This is a genomic window from Cognatundibacterium curvum (genome assembly GCF_014284235.1).
In the GTDB taxonomy this organism is placed as follows: domain Bacteria; phylum Pseudomonadota; class Gammaproteobacteria; order Burkholderiales; family Burkholderiaceae_D; genus Undibacterium; species Undibacterium curvum.
In genome coordinates, this window is the sequence record NZ_JACOGD010000002.1 from 507,172 (window position 1) to 523,257 (window position 16,086).

Annotated in this window: 15 protein-coding genes; 8 read left to right on the forward strand and 7 right to left on the reverse strand. The window is 51.1% G+C overall.

All coding sequences use genetic code 11. The annotated features are described in order from the left end of the window. Positions 1-77 precede the first annotated feature (77 nt). The 3 genes from H8K43_RS05450 to H8K43_RS05460 form a co-directional block, all read right to left on the reverse strand. A complete protein-coding gene (locus H8K43_RS05450; RefSeq protein ID WP_186902885.1) occupies positions 78-1,022 on the reverse strand; it encodes a MurR/RpiR family transcriptional regulator in 945 nt (314 codons plus the stop codon). Between the two features lie 311 nt (positions 1,023-1,333). Then, on the reverse strand, positions 1,334-2,428 hold the full coding sequence (gene mnmA, locus H8K43_RS05455) for a tRNA 2-thiouridine(34) synthase MnmA (RefSeq protein WP_186902886.1): 1,095 nt from the start codon (positions 2,426-2,428) through the stop codon (positions 1,334-1,336). Beyond that, complete coding sequence (locus H8K43_RS05460) at positions 2,425-2,895, reverse strand: NUDIX hydrolase (protein WP_186902887.1); 471 nt, start codon at positions 2,893-2,895, stop codon at positions 2,425-2,427. Before H8K43_RS05460 ends, mnmA begins: the two co-directional genes overlap by 4 nt. A 715-nt stretch (positions 2,896-3,610) precedes the next feature. On the opposite strand from H8K43_RS05460, the gene H8K43_RS05465 reads away from it, so the two are divergent. From H8K43_RS05465 to H8K43_RS05485, 5 genes are all read left to right on the forward strand, one after another. Next, the gene (locus H8K43_RS05465) at positions 3,611-4,726 is read left to right on the forward strand and encodes a Re/Si-specific NAD(P)(+) transhydrogenase subunit alpha (protein WP_186902888.1); all 1,116 of its coding nucleotides are present in this window, start codon (positions 3,611-3,613) and stop codon (positions 4,724-4,726) included. A 47-nt stretch (positions 4,727-4,773) separates the two neighbouring features. Beyond that, positions 4,774-5,136: an aspartate 1-decarboxylase gene (gene panD, locus H8K43_RS05470; RefSeq protein WP_162020464.1), complete on the forward strand. Its 363-nt coding sequence runs from the start codon at positions 4,774-4,776 to the stop codon at positions 5,134-5,136. Positions 5,137-5,273: 137 nt separating this feature from the next. Continuing rightward, on the forward strand, positions 5,274-5,588 hold the full coding sequence (locus H8K43_RS05475) for an NAD(P) transhydrogenase subunit alpha part 2 (protein WP_162020465.1): 315 nt from the start codon (positions 5,274-5,276) through the stop codon (positions 5,586-5,588). After that, positions 5,588-7,033, forward strand: a complete 1,446-nt coding sequence (locus tag H8K43_RS05480; RefSeq protein ID WP_186902889.1) for an NAD(P)(+) transhydrogenase (Re/Si-specific) subunit beta — start codon at positions 5,588-5,590, stop codon at positions 7,031-7,033. The genes H8K43_RS05475 and H8K43_RS05480 overlap by 1 nt, the downstream gene beginning before the upstream one ends. 138 nt (positions 7,034-7,171) lie before the next feature. Next, positions 7,172-7,960, forward strand: coding sequence for a tetratricopeptide repeat protein (locus tag H8K43_RS05485; protein WP_186902890.1), 789 nt, complete (start codon positions 7,172-7,174; stop codon positions 7,958-7,960). Positions 7,961-8,043: 83 nt separating this feature from the next. On the opposite strand, the gene rocF is transcribed toward H8K43_RS05485, so the two are convergent. Both rocF and H8K43_RS05495 read right to left on the reverse strand, forming a co-directional pair. Continuing rightward, positions 8,044-8,955, reverse strand: a complete 912-nt coding sequence (rocF, locus tag H8K43_RS05490; RefSeq protein WP_186902891.1) for an arginase — start codon at positions 8,953-8,955, stop codon at positions 8,044-8,046. Between the two features lie 49 nt (positions 8,956-9,004). Continuing rightward, positions 9,005-10,087 carry an ornithine cyclodeaminase gene (locus H8K43_RS05495; protein ID WP_186902892.1) on the reverse strand — a complete coding sequence of 361 codons (1,083 nt, stop codon included), beginning with the start codon at positions 10,085-10,087 and terminating at the stop codon, positions 9,005-9,007. A 428-nt stretch (positions 10,088-10,515) separates the two neighbouring features. Between H8K43_RS05495 and H8K43_RS05500 the strand changes: the two genes are divergently transcribed. Further along, positions 10,516-10,971: an Lrp/AsnC family transcriptional regulator gene (locus H8K43_RS05500; RefSeq protein ID WP_186902893.1), complete on the forward strand. Its 456-nt coding sequence runs from the start codon at positions 10,516-10,518 to the stop codon at positions 10,969-10,971. A 24-nt stretch (positions 10,972-10,995) separates the two neighbouring features. On the opposite strand, the gene polA is transcribed toward H8K43_RS05500, so the two are convergent. Beyond that, on the reverse strand, positions 10,996-13,776 hold the full coding sequence (polA, locus tag H8K43_RS05505; RefSeq protein WP_186902894.1) for a DNA polymerase I: 2,781 nt from the start codon (positions 13,774-13,776) through the stop codon (positions 10,996-10,998). On the opposite strand from polA, the gene H8K43_RS05510 reads away from it, so the two are divergent. After that, positions 13,777-14,514, forward strand: a complete 738-nt coding sequence (locus H8K43_RS05510; RefSeq protein WP_186902895.1) for an LOG family protein — start codon at positions 13,777-13,779, stop codon at positions 14,512-14,514. A 117-nt stretch (positions 14,515-14,631) separates the two neighbouring features. Further along, positions 14,632-15,669, forward strand: coding sequence for a phospholipase A (locus tag H8K43_RS05515; protein WP_186902896.1), 1,038 nt, complete (start codon positions 14,632-14,634; stop codon positions 15,667-15,669). A gap of 45 nt (positions 15,670-15,714) precedes the next feature. On the opposite strand, the gene H8K43_RS05520 is transcribed toward H8K43_RS05515, so the two are convergent. After that, positions 15,715-16,071, reverse strand: a complete 357-nt coding sequence (locus H8K43_RS05520) for a DUF1304 domain-containing protein (protein ID WP_186902897.1) — start codon at positions 16,069-16,071, stop codon at positions 15,715-15,717. Positions 16,072-16,086: the final 15 nt, after the last annotated feature.

A 16,086-nucleotide genomic window follows, 5' to 3' on the forward strand; every position in this document is an offset into this window, starting at 1 on the left:
AACAGACAACTTAAAACGGTAATTGCATCAGCAATCCACCGTTCTGCCGGATAGTGATGTGATCACGCAACAGCTGCTCAGCCTTCACGATCCATGTCGGCCAGTTCTGAAGCAGGTGCCCTGTGCTTGGTGTTGCTTTGAAGCGGATCCTGATACAACCAGGGCAGCACAAATTTAGTCATTTCTGACGCCGCATGGACTGGTGCCTTAGCCTGATGCGCAACTGCACTGCAAATCGCTTCAATCAGACACAGAGCCGCACCTTCGGAATTCGGTGAAAATTGTCGGCGGGTCTGCGCAAACAGGGTGACATTGGCCATCGACGCCAGCGGTGAACTGGGTGCATCCGTCAGGGCCAGAATCGGCACGCCTTTTTCTTTCAGCTGGCGCAGGATGGTGACTACATCATCGGCATAACGCGGGAAAGAGATACCGATCACCAGGTCTTTTGCTGTGTACTTAAACAACTGTCTTGCCACGGTAGATGGCCCGGCGGTTCCCATCGTTGATTGTACAGTGTTGCAAAACGGATCTAAGCTGTGTGCCATCAAACCACCTAAAAATCCGCTGGCACCATAGCCGATGATATAGATGCGTTCGGCATTCAGTATCATGCGTACCGCCTGATTGCACAGCTCAGGGTCCAGCCCGCGACGGGTGGCTTCCAGATTGGTCAGATCTTCGTTCAGCGAGCCCGCGATAATCTCCGTGCTGGTGGCTGGCCGTTGTACTTCACTGCGCAAGTTATCAATAGGCACCAGCATCGCTTCGAAACCGCTCACCAGCTCCGCACGGAACTGAGGATAGCCTTCGAAACCCAGCGCACGCGCAAAGCGATTCGCTGTTGCGACAGAAATGCCGACGGCATTGGCCAGTTCGTCTATTGACATCGTGGCTGAGCGGAACACATTGGTCAGCACATAATCGGCAGCTTTTTTATGTGCTTTCGACAGGTTCATATACACCTTGCCGATACGGGCATTAACGGTTCCACCGAGGGCTTGCTTGTCAGGACGATTCATGATGGCTGGCTTTTCCAGTGTAAGAGAAATGTAAATATAATTTCATTAATTTGAAATGTAAAGTAATGAAACGTATCAAGTCAGAGAGGTGCTTATTTCTGCCTGGATACAGATATTCTCACCAGTAATGCTGAATTATCGCCAGATAATTTTAAATAATTCAAATATTATTTATAAAAAATTCAGAAATGCTGCGAAAAACGGCGCGTTATCCGTGAAATGTATAAGCAAATTTGAATTCTGAGGCAGGCCATCAGTTGCGGACTGCGCGTGCAACTGATGGTGAGGCAGGAAGTGAGTGTAGGAAGCGTTTATCCAGCCTGATGAATGATGCCACCGCCGAGGCAGACATCACCGTCATACAGGACTGCAGACTGGCCAGGCGTGACTGCCCATTGCGCGTCAGGGAAATGCAGTTGGAATTGTTCGGTGTCACCGGCAAACTGGCAGGCCACATCAGGCTGGCGATAACGGGTTTTGGCCGATAACTGGGCTTGCGCAGGTGCATAACCTGCGACCCAGCTGACTTGCGTGGCTTCCAGCTGAGCCGACAGCAGCCAGGGATGATCATGGCCCTGAACCACGTACAAGGTGTTATTCAGCACATCTTTGCGTGCCACATACCAGGCATCGCTGCTGCCATCGGCATTTTGATGGGATTTGATGCCGCCTATGCCTATGCCTTTGCGCTGACCCAGCGTATAAAAACTCAGCCCTACGTGCTGGCCGATGACCTTGCCTTCCGGCGTCTTGATATCACCGGGCTGATACGAGAGGTAACGGTTCAGAAACTCGCGGAATGGACGTTCGCCGATAAAACAAATACCGGTTGAGTCTTTCTTTTTCGCATTCGGCAGTTGCAGTTGTTCCGCGATTTTTCGTACTTCCGTCTTATGAATTTCACCCAGTGGGAACAGGGTATTGGCCAATTGCTTCTGATTCAGCCTGTGCAGGAAGTAACTCTGATCTTTGCTGGCATCCATCGCCTTGAGCAACTGGAATTCACCATTCACTTCGCGCACCCGCGCATAGTGACCGGTAGCGATATAGTCAGCACCCAGCTTCATCGCATGATCGAGGAAGGCCTTGAACTTAATCTCAGCGTTGCACAGCACATCCGGATTCGGAGTGCGGCCAGCCTGGTATTCACGCAGGAATTCGGCAAACACACGGTCTTTGTATTCACTCGCGAAATTCACCGCTTCGATATCGACGCCGACCACATCGGCGACGCTGACCGCATCGATCCAGTCTTCGCGTGTTGAGCAATATTCAGAATCGTCGTCATCTTCCCAGTTTTTCATAAACAGACCGATGACTTCATAGCCCTGTTCCTTTAACAGCCATGCCGAGACCGAGGAATCGACCCCGCCAGACATACCGATTACTACACGTTTTTTACTCATAATGCGCTCGGGTGGGTAAACAGCAGCGAAAGCGGAGCACGCTTGCCGCGTAAATAATCATCCACACATTGCAGCACCAGCGGGCTGCGATGGATGTGTTCAGAGTTCAGGATATCGTTATAGCTCATCCAGACCGCTCTTAAAATGCCGTGATCCAGCGTGCGTCCGGTATCGGCGCCCGCATCACCGGTAAAGGCGAAGCGCAGATAGCTGACCTGCTCTTGCGTCACTGGGGAAGTAAACGTCGATAAATACATTCCTACCAGCGCCGTCGGCGTAAATTCGTAAGCCGTTTCTTCCAGGGTTTCACGGATCACGGCCTGTTCCAGCGATTCCTTAGGATCGAGATGGCCCGCAGGCTGATTGATGCGCACCCCGTCGGGGGTTTCTTCTTCCACCATTAAAAAGCGGTGATTGCGCTCAATAATGGCGGCGACGGTGACAGATGGTTTCCAGATGGCAGACATAACTTCTTTCGGTAATAGAACCTGAGCTGGCACTGTCGCCCTGTCAGGGGGGCGCATTCAGCGTGTCGGTAGGGCTGACGTGGCAGGAAAATCGTACTTCAGGATCTAAGTAAGTCCGTCATTTTACTTGGCTGTCACATTTTGTGTGGCGAAGCAGCAAATTTGACTGCGCATTTGCTAATGCAAATTTTGTCTATGGGGCATTTTTTGAATGGTAAATTGTTGCGATCGCACAATTTTGCTTTGTTTTTTATAAATATTTTTCAGGCTAAGCCTCTGTTTTGTATAAGAAAAAAATAAATTAATACGAATTGGATTGCATTGATGGTTTTCAGAAAGCTGATGAAAGTTGCAAATGATCTGAAAAAACTTCGTTTGTTCAGTCCTGCAGAATCCATGTAATATCGTTGTCGAATATGACATGTAAGATTGTGGTAAGCATACTGCGCATGTCATCAGACTGTGCCGCGGAACTTAGAATTGTCCGGTTGCGATGTACAGACTGAGGATTGGTTATCCCCAAAAGGGAATTCCGTCACGAGATTTCACAGCGGGGTAAGCCCTCAGTTTGTTGAACTGAATATGAAAGTAGGAATGGAGCCCTGATTGCGGCGGCAAACAATTGCCGGGCTCGCATATGGCTGCATTCCTGAAAGAAATTGCTTAGCGTACTAACGAGAACGATTTTATTTTTACATCATCAGGGAGCACATCTATGAAAATCGGCATTCCCGCCGAGACCCGGCCGGGGGAAACACGCGTTGCGGCCACCCCCGAAACCATCAAGAAGTATGTCGCCGCAAAACATCAGGTCATCGTGCAGTCTGGCGCCGGTGTGGCAGCCAGTATTACCGATGAGGCTTATCAGGCGGCAGGTGCCCAGATAGGCAGTGCAGCTGATGCATTTGGCGCAGAACTGGTCCTCAAAGTGCGTGCACCGGATGCCAGCGAACGCGCGCTCATGGCATCCGGCAGCGTGTTAGTAGGGATGCTCAATCCTTTCGATGCTGACAATATCAGCGCCATGGCAGCGACCGGTTTGTCGGCCTTCGCGCTGGAGGCAGCACCGCGCATTACACGCGCGCAATCGCTGGATGTTCTGTCCTCTCAGGCAAACATCGCAGGCTATAAGGCGGTGATGCTGGCAGCGAACACTTACCAACGCTTTATGCCTATGCTGATGACCGCCGCCGGTACTGTAAAAGCCGCCCGCGTGCTGATTATGGGAGTAGGGGTGGCCGGCTTGCAGGCAATCGCGACCGCCAAGCGTCTGGGGGCGGTGATTGAAGCGTCCGATGTTAGACCTCCGGTCAAAGAACAAGTAGAATCTCTCGGCGCGAAATTCATTGATGTCCCCTATGAGACCGATGAGGAACGCGAAATTGCTCAAGGTGTTGGCGGCTATGCACGCCCTATGCCTGCAGCCTGGATGCAACGCCAGGCCGCACTTGTCCATGAGCGGGCCAAACAAGCTGACATTATTATCACTACTGCTTTGATACCGGGCCGAAAAGCGCCGGTGCTGATTTCCGAAGACACGGTAAAAGCAATGAAGCCAGGCTCAGTGATCGTCGATATGGCGGTCGAGCAGGGCGGCAACTGTCCACTCTCTGAATTGGGTAAAACTGTCACCAAATACGGCGTACATATTATCGGCGAGCCAAATCTGGCTACGCTGGTTGCCGCAGATGCGTCTGCTTTGTACGCACGTAATGTGCAGGATTTTCTCAAACTGATTATCGATAAAGAAGGTGGACTGGCGATTAACCGCGAAGACGAAATTGTCGCCGCGACGCTGATGTGTGCTGCGGGTGAAATACTCAGGAAGTAGCTGGTAAGTCAAATTTACCGAAACACGTATCAGAAAGTTGAAACACCATGCAAAGAAATATGCTCCGCGCCAAAATTCATCGCGCAACTGTAACCCAGTGCGACCTCCACTATGAAGGTTCATGTGGAATCGATGAAGATCTGCTCGATGCTGCGAATATCATCGAGAACGAACAGATCGAGCTGTATAACGTCAATAACGGTGAGCGCTTCTCCACCTATGCCATCAAAGGCAAGCGTGGCAGTGGTGAAATCTCCCTGAATGGCGCTGCAGCCCGTAGGGTGCAACTGGGCGACCTGATGATTATTTGTACTTACGCGCCGATGACGGAAGAAGAAGCGCGTAATCACAAACCGAATGTGGTGTTTGTGAACGCAAAAAATCAGATCACCAGTTTGAAAGAGTATTGAACCGCTATTGACTGATGCGCAAGGTGGTAAGCTGTGTCAGCCTGATCTGAATCAGGCTGACACAGCGGCTACATCAAGCGTAAGTTGGTGACGGAAATGTCTTTGCATGTCTTATTCATTTAAAAAGAGAGGACATCATGGAAGTTAGTCATACCCTTACCAACCTCATCATTTTCGTGTTAGCCGTGTATGTCGGTTACCACGTGGTGTGGACTGTAACGCCTGCATTGCACACGCCATTAATGGCGGTGACAAATGCTGTTTCTGCCATCATTATCGTTGGTGCCATGCTGGCTGCCGGTCTGACTGAAGGCTTGCTGGCGCAGGTGATGGGCACCCTGGCCGTCGCGCTGGCTGCGGTGAATGTATTCGGCGGTTTTCTGGTGACCCAGAGGATGCTGGAAATGTTCAAGAAAAAAGACAATAAAGCAGCAGGCAAGGAGGGCAAATAATGAGTATGAATCTCGTTACGATGCTGTATCTGATCGCATCGGTATGCTTTATTCAGGCGCTCAAAGGCTTGTCACATCCATCCACTGCTCGGCGCGGTAATGCCTTTGGCATGGCCGGTATGGCAGTTGCGGTGTTCACTACCATTGCACTCATCGTCAAACTGAAAACCGAAGCAGCGGGTTCAGGCCTGGGCTATGGCCTGGTCACGCTCGGTGTGGTGGTTGGTGGCGGCATCGGTGCCACGCTGGCGAAGCGGGTGGAAATGACCAAAATGCCGGAACTGGTCGCTGCGATGCATTCGCTGATAGGTCTGGCAGCCGTCTGTATTGCAGTCGCGGTGGTTGCAGAACCATGGATATTCAATATCACTACGCGTGAAGTCGCGATCCCGTTTGGTAACCGTATTGAGCTGTTTATCGGTACCTTTGTCGGTGCGATCACTTTCTCTGGCTCAGTAATAGCTTTCGGTAAATTATCCGGTAAGTATAAGTTCCGCCTGTTTCAGGGCGCACCTGTCACTTTCTCCGGTCAGCATATGCTCAACCTGATCCTGGCGCTGGCGATGGTTGCTCTGGGACTGGTATTTTGCTTCGATGGCGGTGTCACACCGGCCTGGACGCCGTTTATTATCATGACAGCCATCGCATTTGTGCTGGGTGTATTGATCATCATCCCTATCGGTGGTGCCGATATGCCGGTCGTAGTATCCATGCTCAACAGTTATTCAGGCTGGGCGGCAGCAGGTATCGGTTTTTCGCTGAATAACTCCATGTTGATTATTGCCGGTTCGCTGGTGGGTTCTTCCGGCGCGATCCTGTCTTACATCATGTGTAAAGCCATGAACCGCTCCTTCTTCAACGTGATTTTGGGTGGTTTTGGTGGTGCCCCGGCGGAAGCTGCTACTGGTGGTGCTGTTCAACGTAATGTGAAATCCGGCTCACCGGATGACGTGGCTTTCCTGCTGGGGAATGCAGAAACCGTGATTATCGTTCCTGGCTATGGTCTGGCCGTGGCACGGGCTCAGCATGCTTTAAAAGAGCTGACTGAGAAACTCACGCACAAAGGGATAACCGTGAAATACGCGATTCATCCGGTCGCAGGCCGTATGCCGGGTCACATGAATGTTTTGCTGGCAGAAGCGGAAGTGCCTTACGACCAGGTGTTTGAGATGGAAGATATCAACAGCGAATTCGGACAAGCTGACGTGGTCTTGGTGCTGGGTGCGAATGACGTGGTCAATCCTGCTGCAAAAGATCCAAAATCCCCGATTGCCGGTATGCCGATTCTGGAAGCCTATAAAGCCAAAACTGTGATCGTCAATAAGCGCTCTATGGCCTCGGGTTATGCCGGTCTGGACAATGAATTGTTCTACATGGATAAAACCATGATGGTGTTCGGCGACGCTAAGAAAGTCATCGAAGATATGGTGAAAGCGGTTGAGTAAGTAAAAGAAAGCATTTCCGGTATGTGTTAATAAAAACCCACGAATTTACGTGGGTTTTTATTAAATAACAGGCACTTTATTGGGCAAATGAGCTTTGTGTATTATCTTGACGGTATCTTTTTTTTAAAGGAATAACAAATGAAAGCCTTGCTTTTTGCAGCTCTTGTTATCGTATATTCGTCGGATGTATGCGCAGATGACTTTTCTGAGGCGACTGCACTCCATGCAAAGAAAGACTATAACGCTGCATTTAAAAAATTCCTGAAATCGGCCGAGGCGGGGAATTCTGAAGCGCAATACATGGTAGGCGAGATGTATTGGTTTGGCGAAGGAACAAAGCCTGATTTGGTCAATGCGGAACGTTGGTTTAACCAAGCCAACCAGGCTGGCAATCAAAAGGCGGCAGAGTTTGTAAAATTAATCAATGTAAGAAAGAAAAATCAAGAAAAAATTAGTTACTTCACTACCGGATTTGATGGCGATGCGGTTAAGTTATCCAACTTCACTTGTGAAGAGCCTGTCCTGCCACAAGTATCAAAAACAAACGCAGAAATTACGGGAATTAGTCAGGCCATGAATAAATGGCAGACTTGTTATCAGCATTTTGTCGGACAATTAAATTCAGTGTTGCCAGTTGGTTCGGTAATTCCGGCTGAAATTGAGAGAATACTAACCGAAGATGAAATGCAGGCAGCAAGATCTTTGATGGACAAGACATACGCAGAGATTAGTCTGAACATTAAAAATCGGGTAGAAAAAGTCCAGCAGAGTTACTCGGGCTGGAAAGCAGAAACTGAGAAATTTGTGCTTGCAAATAATGAAAAAACGAAGCGTGAACAGGAAATGCGCCAGAAAGATTTGGATGCAGGTGTAGGAGCATCGCGAGACAGGATGTTGGGCAAACCACCTGCTGACACAAAAAGATAGACTAAATTTGAAACGATACACGGTTCGCTAACCGTGTATCTTCATTACAGCAATTGCAGCCTTAAATCGAAACTATTTCACGCTCAGATACGTACCAGCGTCGACTTGCCGAACAGACTTTCAATCAGATCAACTGCCAGGATCGCAGTCTGATTGCGGATATCCAGCGCAGGGTTGAGTTCGACGATATCGAGTGAGCCCATCAGCCCTGTGTCTGCGATCATCTCCATGCACAATTGCGCTTCGCGATAAGTCGGGCCGCCGAGTACCGCCGTCCCTACGCCCGGTGCAATTTGCGGGTCCAGGCAATCCATATCGAAACTGACGTGGATATGGGTATTGGCATCGACACCGGCCAGCGCAGAACTCATCGTGTTACGGATGCCATATTCATCGATGTAGCGCATGTCATAGACTTGTATGCCCATCTCGTGGATGAATTTTTTCTCACCCGCATCCACACTGCGTATGCCGATCTGACGGATTTCATGTGGCAACATGGCCGGTGTGTGACCGCCATAGCCGATCAGCTCTTTCGGGCCATGTCCCATCAGGCAGGCAACCGGCATACCGTGGATATTGCCGGTAGGGCTAATGGTTGACAGATTGCTGTCTGCGTGTGCATCGAACCACAAAACACGCAGTTTTTTCCCAGCCCGACGGCAGTGTGCTGCCACCGCGCTGATAGAACCGATTGCCAGACAATGATCGCCACCCAGCATCATGGGAAGATGACCATCGCTCAGAGCCTGTCCGACCGCATCAAACACGGCCTGGTTCCAGTCGATGGCTTCTTTCAGATGACGCAAGCCGTTGACCGGCTCTTGCCAGGGATTGGCCGGACCGTGCAGATTGCCACGGTCGACCACCTGCAACTGACGTGCCTGCAACGCTTCCGTCAATCCGGCAACGCGCAGTGCGTCTGGTCCCATGCTTGCGCCTTTGACGCTGGCACCAACATCGGTTGGTGCTCCAATTAAGGAAATGGTTTTCATTCTTTTCAAGTAAATAAGGCAGGTTAAATAACCGTTTGCTACGCCCGGATCAGGCGTGTATAGGAACGGCTGTTACGGTATTGACCGTCTGGCTGGCATTGTGTACCAAGGACGGGTTATTTGCCATCCCCATACCAAACAAATCTTTAGGATCCATCATTTCGGGTACTAAATCCAACATAGTCGTTCCGGCTTGCAACACATATCTTTCCAGATAGCGCATGGCGGAAAAATCTTCCAGCGCGAATCCGACAGAATCAAACACAGTCACTTGTTGCGCATTGTGGCGGCCAGTATTGTTGCCATTGAGTATGGTCCACAGTTCGGTAACAGCAAAGTCAGCTGGCATTTGCTGTAACTCACCTTCAATGCGTGATTGTGGTTCATATTCCACCACCACCATTGCTTGTCTGAGTATGTCTGCATGCAGCTCGGTTTTTCCGGGGCAATCGCCACCCACACCGTTGATATGCATGCCGGGTTCTATCATGTCTGGCGTCAGGATGGTGGCATTGGTTTTGTCGGCGGTAACTGTCGTTACGATATCCGCACCTTTGACTGCCTGTGCGGTTGATGTTGCGCGGATCACGGTTAATTCCGGATAAGCACGCAGATTGCGTATCAGTTTTTCGGTTGCTGCCGGGTCCACGTCGTATACACGTAATTCACGGATACCCAGCATTTTGTGAAAAGCGATGGCCTGGAATTCACTCTGTGCACCGTTGCCAATCAGCGCCATGACTTTGCTGTCAGGACGTGCCATATATTTAGCAGCCAGTGCCGAGGTGGCAGCTGTGCGAATAGCGGTCGTCAGTGTCAATTCAGATAGCAGACGCGGATACCCGGTATCCACATCAGCGAGTACGCCAAAAGCAGTCACTGTGAGTAAGCCTGCCTGGGTATTTTTAGGATGTCCATTCACATATTTAAAAGAATAATTGCTGCCGTCAGAAATAGGCATTAATTCAATCACACCAACTTCTGAATGGCTGGCGACGCGTGCAGTTTTGTCAAACAGCGACCAGCGCAGATAATCTTCTCTGATCATTTCTGCCATGTTAATAATCGCATTTTCAGGCTTCACCTGACGTAAATGATTCTGCAGGTCGCGGGTGCCGATAAAGCTAACCATGATGTTCTCCAAGTTTTTTAATATGGACAGGGCTGACACATTGACTCCAGCTGAGGGAGCAATCAGGATGGCGGTTAATCACTGAAACTTTGTAATTAACTTTGCTATGTCAGCCCTGATGTAAGAACATCGTCAATGGACTTAGCCACGCTGCTAAGCAGGCATGTCCCGAAGCTGTTGCGAAATTTTTCCACATTTCGCAAAAGCCTCATGCACATCAGACAGTGCAATGAAACTGACGAGTTCTATGTCCATTGTAGCCAGCCCGCCAGATAATTAGATTGCTAAATTTCCCAAAAAAAACATGTGATTAGAAATAAAAATGCATAAAATGTGAAAATTGGTGATTAAATTTCATAAATCACATTTTAAATAAAATATATCAAAATCTTGCTCTTGATTGTATGCAAGCTGTAAGGAGTCAGTGTATGGACAATTATGATTTGAGTATCCTGCGTCATCTGCAGCAGGACGGGCGTATCAGCAACCTGAATCTGGCCGAAAAAATTCACCTGTCTGCACCCCAGACTTTACGCCGGGTCAGAGTGCTGGAAGAGCAGAAGGTGATACGCGCTTACAGTGCGCAAGTGAATCCGGAGGCGGTGGGGCTGGGCGTGATGGCGTTTGTGAATTTATCGCTGGACCGCGAACAGTTCCGCAATGTGCGGGAAGTGGAGCGCAAGCTGCAGGCATTCCCGAATATCATTGAGTGCCATACCATTTCCGGCGATTTTGATTACATCCTGAAAGTGGTGGCTGCCGATCTGAAGAGTCTGTCGCAGTTTTTAACGGATACCCTGATGCAGGTACCCGGGGTGGCTTCATTGCGCTCCATGATATGTATGGAAGAGATCAAACCGGTTTCTGGCTTGCCTATCGCCTAAGGACAGGCAGGCCAGAAAGCTGGCCTAGTGCGCTTCTTCCCAGTTATGGCCGATGCCGACTTCGGCCAGTAAGGGCACGTCAAGTGTGGCGACATTAGCCATCAGTTCCGGCAGTTTTTGTCTGACCAGCTCCACTTCAGCATCCGCCACTTCCAGCACCAGTTCGTCATGCACTTGCATGATCATGCGGGTTTGCAGTTTTTCCTGTTCCAGCCAGTTCTGTACGGCGATCATGGCCAGCTTGATCAAATCCGCTGCAGTACCCTGCATAGGGGCATTGATCGCTGCGCGTTCTGCGCCCTGGCGGCGCGGGCCATTCGGGCTGTTAATTTCCGGCAGCCACAGACGGCGGCCAAAAACCGTCTCTACATAACCATGTGCTTTCGCCTTAGTGCGGGTATCGGCCATGTACTGCGCCACGCCCGGATAACGCTGGAAGTATTTATCGATATAGCTTTGTGCTGCCGCACGTTCTATCCCCAGATTGCCCGCCAGACCAAACGCGCTCATGCCATAGATCAGACCAAAATTAATTACCTTGGCATAGCGGCGCTGTTCATTGCTGACTTCCGCAGGCGTAACACCGAAAATTTCTGCCGCAGTCGCACGGTGTACGTCTTCGCCATCGGCAAAAGCCTTGAGCAGACTTGCATCGCCTGAGATATGGGCCATGATGCGCAATTCTATCTGCGAGTAATCGGCCGACATGATGATATGACCCGGAGAGGCAATAAAGGCTTCGCGGATGCGGCGTCCTTCCGCAGTGCGCACCGGAATATTTTGCAGATTAGGATCATTCGAAGCCAGCCTGCCGGTGACGGCCACGGCTTGCGCATAATTGGTATGAACACGCCCGGTAGCAGGATTGACCATCTTCGGCAATTTGTCGGTATAGGTCGATTTCAGTTTGGCCAGACCACGGTATTCGAGCAGGATTTTCGGCAGAGGATAATCTTCCGCCAGTTTCTGCAAAACCTCTTCATCGGTAGATGGCGCGCCGGATGGGGTTTTTTTGACCACCGGTAAACCCAGCTTGCCGAAGAAGATTTCACCCAGCTGTTTAGGTGAGTTCAGGTTGAACGGCTGACCCGCCAGTGCATAGGCATTTTGTTCCAGCTCCAGCAGGCGGATACCGATTTCATGCGACTGCGCTGCCAGCAAGGCAGGATCGATTTTTACGCCATTGCGCTCGATTTTTTGCAGCACCACAGAAGTCGGCAGTTCGATATCGTGATAGACCTTGAGCAGCTTGGCATCGGGTGCGATTTCCGGCCACATGGCTTGATGCAATTGCAGTGTGATATCCGCATCTTCAGCCGCATAGTCGGTCGCGCGTTGCAGCTCGACCTGGTCAAAACCTATTTGCGATGCACCCTTACCGCAGACTTCTTCAAAGCTGATGGTTTTCTTACCCAGATGGCGCAGTGCCAGGCTGTCCATATCATGTGATTTATGGGATTCAAATACATACGATTCCAGCAAAGTATCATGTGCGATACCGCGCAGCTGTATGCCATGATTGGCCAATACATGGCTGTCGTATTTCAGATTTTGTCCTACCTTGGCTTTGCTCGCGTCTTCCAGCCAGGGGCGCAGTTTTTCCAGTACCAGTTCACGCGTGAGCTGCAGCGGGGCATCCGCATAGTGGTGCGCCACCGGGATATAGCAGGCATGACCCGCTTCGCAACACAGTGAGAGGCCAACTAACTGTGCATGCATAGGTTCCAGCGAAGTGGTTTCGGTATCGAATGCAGTCAGGCTGGCTTGTTGTATCCGTGCCAGCCATGCGTCCAGTGCAGACTCAGTCAGCACCAGTTCATAATTTTTTTCGATGACGGCTGCATTTTCTTCTTCCTGAAACAGTCCGCCCTGTACCGGTGAATTCGCTGGTGCAGCGGCGCTTGTAGCGCTGGCTGCTTTGAGTGGTGTGGCACCGGCGGTGGCGTCGCCCGATAATTCACGCAACCAGGTTTTGAAGCCGTAACGGCTGAAGAAAGCCAGCATGTCTTCCTTGCTTTCCGGTTTGGCGACCAGGCTGTGCTGAATATCCTGATAATGCGCACTCAGGTCGCAATCGGTCTTGACTGTGATCAGTACCCGTCCCTGCGGCAGCCAGTTCAGCGCGGCGCGCAGGTTGTCACCGACCACGCCCTTGATTTTATCGGCATTGGCCATGATGCCATCGAGGCTGTCATATTCAGTCAGCCATTTAACGGCGGTTTTAGGGCCACATTTCGTCACGCCAGGTACATTGTCTACCGTGTCTCCGATCAGGGTCAGATAGTCGATGATGCGCGCCGGTGGCACGCCGAACTTAGCTAATACGCCCGGTTCATCCATGACTTCATTGGACATGGTATTAATCAGCGTGACCTGGCTGTTGACCAGCTGCGCCAGATCTTTGTCACCGGTCGAGACCACGGTTTTCATATTCTGCCGGGTCGCAGCAACGGCCAGTGTGCCGATCACGTCATCGGCTTCCACGCCTTCTACCATCAGAATAGGCCAGCCCATCGCGGCCACCGCCTGATGAATAGGCTCTATTTGCAGACGCAGGTCGTCCGGCATAGGGGCGCGTTGCGCTTTGTATTCGGGATACAGGTCATCGCGGAAAGTCTTGCCTTTTGCATCAAATACGCATGCCATGTATGCTGCCGGATAATCGCTGCGCAGACGGCGCAGCATATTAATCATGCCGTAAATGGCACCGGTGGGCTCGCCTTGTGGATTACGTAAATCCGGCATCGCATGGAAGGCACGGTACAGATAGCTGGAGCCATCGACTAACAAGAGGGTATTTTGCATATGAACGGAAACAGAAAAAATGTGACCAGATTGCGTCAGATTATTGATCAGGACAGAGCGACAGCCTTAAAAGCGCGCGAATCCTGGCATATGTTCACGATTATGGCAGAGTTTATCGAGTCTACCGAACGCCTTTCTACGATACGTCCGGCCGTCACGATTTTTGGCTCTGCGCGTACCAAACCGGACGATCCCTATTATGCGCAATGTGTGGACTTGTCGCGACGCTTGTCTGACGCCGGTTTTGCGGTGATTTCCGGCGGCGGCCCAGGCATTATGGAGGCGGCGAATAAGGGCGCGTATGAAGGCGCGTCTCCTTCTGTCGGGCTGAACATCGAATTGCCGCATGAGCAGCGCAGTAATCCCTGGCAAAACATCAGCCTCAGTTTCCGGCATTTCTTTGCGCGTAAAGTCGCGTTTGTGAAGTATGCCGATGCCTACGTGGTTTTTCCTGGCGGCTTTGGCACCATGGACGAGGTCAGTGAGGTGTTGACGCTGATGCAGACCGGTAAATCACGTCGTATTCCAGTCATTTTGGTTGGCACCACTTTCTGGAGTGGTCTATTGGAATGGATCAAGGTACAGATGGCAGGCAATGGCATGATCGCGCCTGAAGACCTGAATCTGGTCCAGCTGATCGATGAGCCTGCGAATATTGTCGATGCGATTTTTGCATTCTATGAAGCGCGTGATATCGAGCCGTCTGAGGATGAGCGTCAACGCATGCTGTATTTGTAAACAGATTTAACCGGAAAACCCCGGCACGGCGCGTTGGCTCCCCGTCATCTGTAGCGGGCGCCAGCCTTGCCTGTTTCAATGTGTGCTTCGCCTCTCAAGCTAAAGGAAGACTGAACGATGAAGAAAAAAAACTGGATGCTGGTCAGCGCTGTGCTGCCGTTCGCTGCGCTGGCACAACAGCAGGATTGCAGCCAGCTTGCACAGGATGCAGAGCGTCTGGCTTGTTATGACCGCTTGTATGGTAAGCCTGCAAAGCAGAGTCCCACTCAGATCAGTCATGAAACCGGTACGGCAGCGCAGCGCAAGGAGCAGCCTGTCGCCACTGCCAGCCCTGCAGCGCGCGAGGTGGATGGACTCAGTGAACGCTGGGAATTAGAGCCCGCAAATGCGAAATCCCTGTTTTTCCCTAAGCCGTATAAGCCGGTGTATATCCTGCCAGTCGCATACAGCAATCGCATCAATGCAGCTCCGTTTTCGCCCGCTCCCGGCCATCAGGCGGATAAAGTGGATCTGGATGCAGTCGAAGCGAAATTCCAGCTCAGCTTTAAGTCAAAAATAATGGAAAATGTGCTGGGGACCAAAGCCAATCTGTGGGGTGCCTATACCCAGTCATCTCGCTGGCAAGTATATAACGGCGGTTTGTCGCGTCCGTTCCGGGAAACTAATTATGAGCCGGAAGCCATGTTGGTTTATCCGCTCAGCTTCGATATGCTGGGCTGGCAGGCCAGGATGGCTTCGCTAGGCATCAACCATCAGTCGAATGGACGCGCTTTACCCTTGTCGCGTAGCTGGAACCGTATCATTGGCGAGCTGGCGCTGGAACAAGGCGACTGGAGTATCAGTCTGCGTCCATGGTGGCGTATCAAGGAAAGCGACGCGGCTGACGATAATCCCAGCATTCAGGACTACGCAGGGCGTGGTGAATTACTGGTGACAAGGAAAACAGGCACGCATATCTTTACGTTTCAGGGCCGCCACAGCCTGCGTTCCGGACAGCAGTCACGCGGCTCGGTACAGCTGGACTGGGCTTTCCCTTTGCTTACCGGCCTGCATGGCTATGTACAGATTTTCAGCGGCTATGGCGAAAGCATGATTGACTATAACTTCCGCCAGACCCGGGTAGGAATGGGTGTTTCGCTGGTAGAGTGGCGTTAATCCCTGCGGCTGGCCTGCGCGATGCACGTCAGCCGTAACAGTCATTCAGGCCAGATACAGCAAGGCCAGACCTATTGTGGCAGGCACCGCCTGAATAAACAGAATTTTGCGTGAGGCAGTCGCTGCGCCATACAGGCCTGCAATCAATACACAGAGCAGAAAAAAGGTACTGACCTCTTTGCCAGCCGCGCCCAGACTCAGCCCCCAGAACAGACCCGCAGCCAGAAAGCCGTTATACAGGCCCTGGTTCGCTGCCAGCGTCTTCGTGGACTTGGCCATTTCCGCGCTCATACCGAAGGCACGGCGGCCCGCTGGTTTTTCCCATAAAAACATTTCCAGAACCAGAATATACACATGTAATACCCCGATTAGTCCTATTACGATATACGCGGCTGTTTGCATGCCTGACCTTTATTT

Excerpts from the sequence above, each read along its gene's own strand:
- H8K43_RS05500 (WP_186902893.1), top strand. The coding sequence starts at position 10,516 with ATGGACAATTATGATTTGAGTATCCTGCGTCATCTGCAGCAGGACGGG.
- panD (WP_162020464.1), top strand. The coding sequence starts at position 4,774 with ATGCAAAGAAATATGCTCCGCGCCAAAATTCATCGCGCAACTGTAACC.
- H8K43_RS05520 (WP_186902897.1), bottom strand. The coding sequence starts at position 16,071 with ATGCAAACAGCCGCGTATATCGTAATAGGACTAATCGGGGTATTACAT.
- H8K43_RS05465 (WP_186902888.1), top strand. The coding sequence starts at position 3,611 with ATGAAAATCGGCATTCCCGCCGAGACCCGGCCGGGGGAAACACGCGTT.
- polA (WP_186902894.1), bottom strand. The coding sequence starts at position 13,776 with ATGCAAAATACCCTCTTGTTAGTCGATGGCTCCAGCTATCTGTACCGT.
- rocF (WP_186902891.1), bottom strand. The coding sequence starts at position 8,955 with ATGAAAACCATTTCCTTAATTGGAGCACCAACCGATGTTGGTGCCAGC.
- H8K43_RS05510 (WP_186902895.1), top strand. The coding sequence starts at position 13,777 with ATGAACGGAAACAGAAAAAATGTGACCAGATTGCGTCAGATTATTGAT.
- H8K43_RS05495 (WP_186902892.1), bottom strand. The coding sequence starts at position 10,087 with ATGGTTAGCTTTATCGGCACCCGCGACCTGCAGAATCATTTACGTCAG.
- mnmA (WP_186902886.1), bottom strand. The coding sequence starts at position 2,428 with ATGAGTAAAAAACGTGTAGTAATCGGTATGTCTGGCGGGGTCGATTCC.
- H8K43_RS05450 (WP_186902885.1), bottom strand. The coding sequence starts at position 1,022 with ATGAATCGTCCTGACAAGCAAGCCCTCGGTGGAACCGTTAATGCCCGT.
- H8K43_RS05480 (WP_186902889.1), top strand. The coding sequence starts at position 5,588 with ATGAGTATGAATCTCGTTACGATGCTGTATCTGATCGCATCGGTATGC.
- H8K43_RS05475 (WP_162020465.1), top strand. The coding sequence starts at position 5,274 with ATGGAAGTTAGTCATACCCTTACCAACCTCATCATTTTCGTGTTAGCC.
- H8K43_RS05460 (WP_186902887.1), bottom strand. The coding sequence starts at position 2,895 with ATGTCTGCCATCTGGAAACCATCTGTCACCGTCGCCGCCATTATTGAG.
- H8K43_RS05515 (WP_186902896.1), top strand. The coding sequence starts at position 14,632 with ATGAAGAAAAAAAACTGGATGCTGGTCAGCGCTGTGCTGCCGTTCGCT.
- H8K43_RS05485 (WP_186902890.1), top strand. The coding sequence starts at position 7,172 with ATGAAAGCCTTGCTTTTTGCAGCTCTTGTTATCGTATATTCGTCGGAT.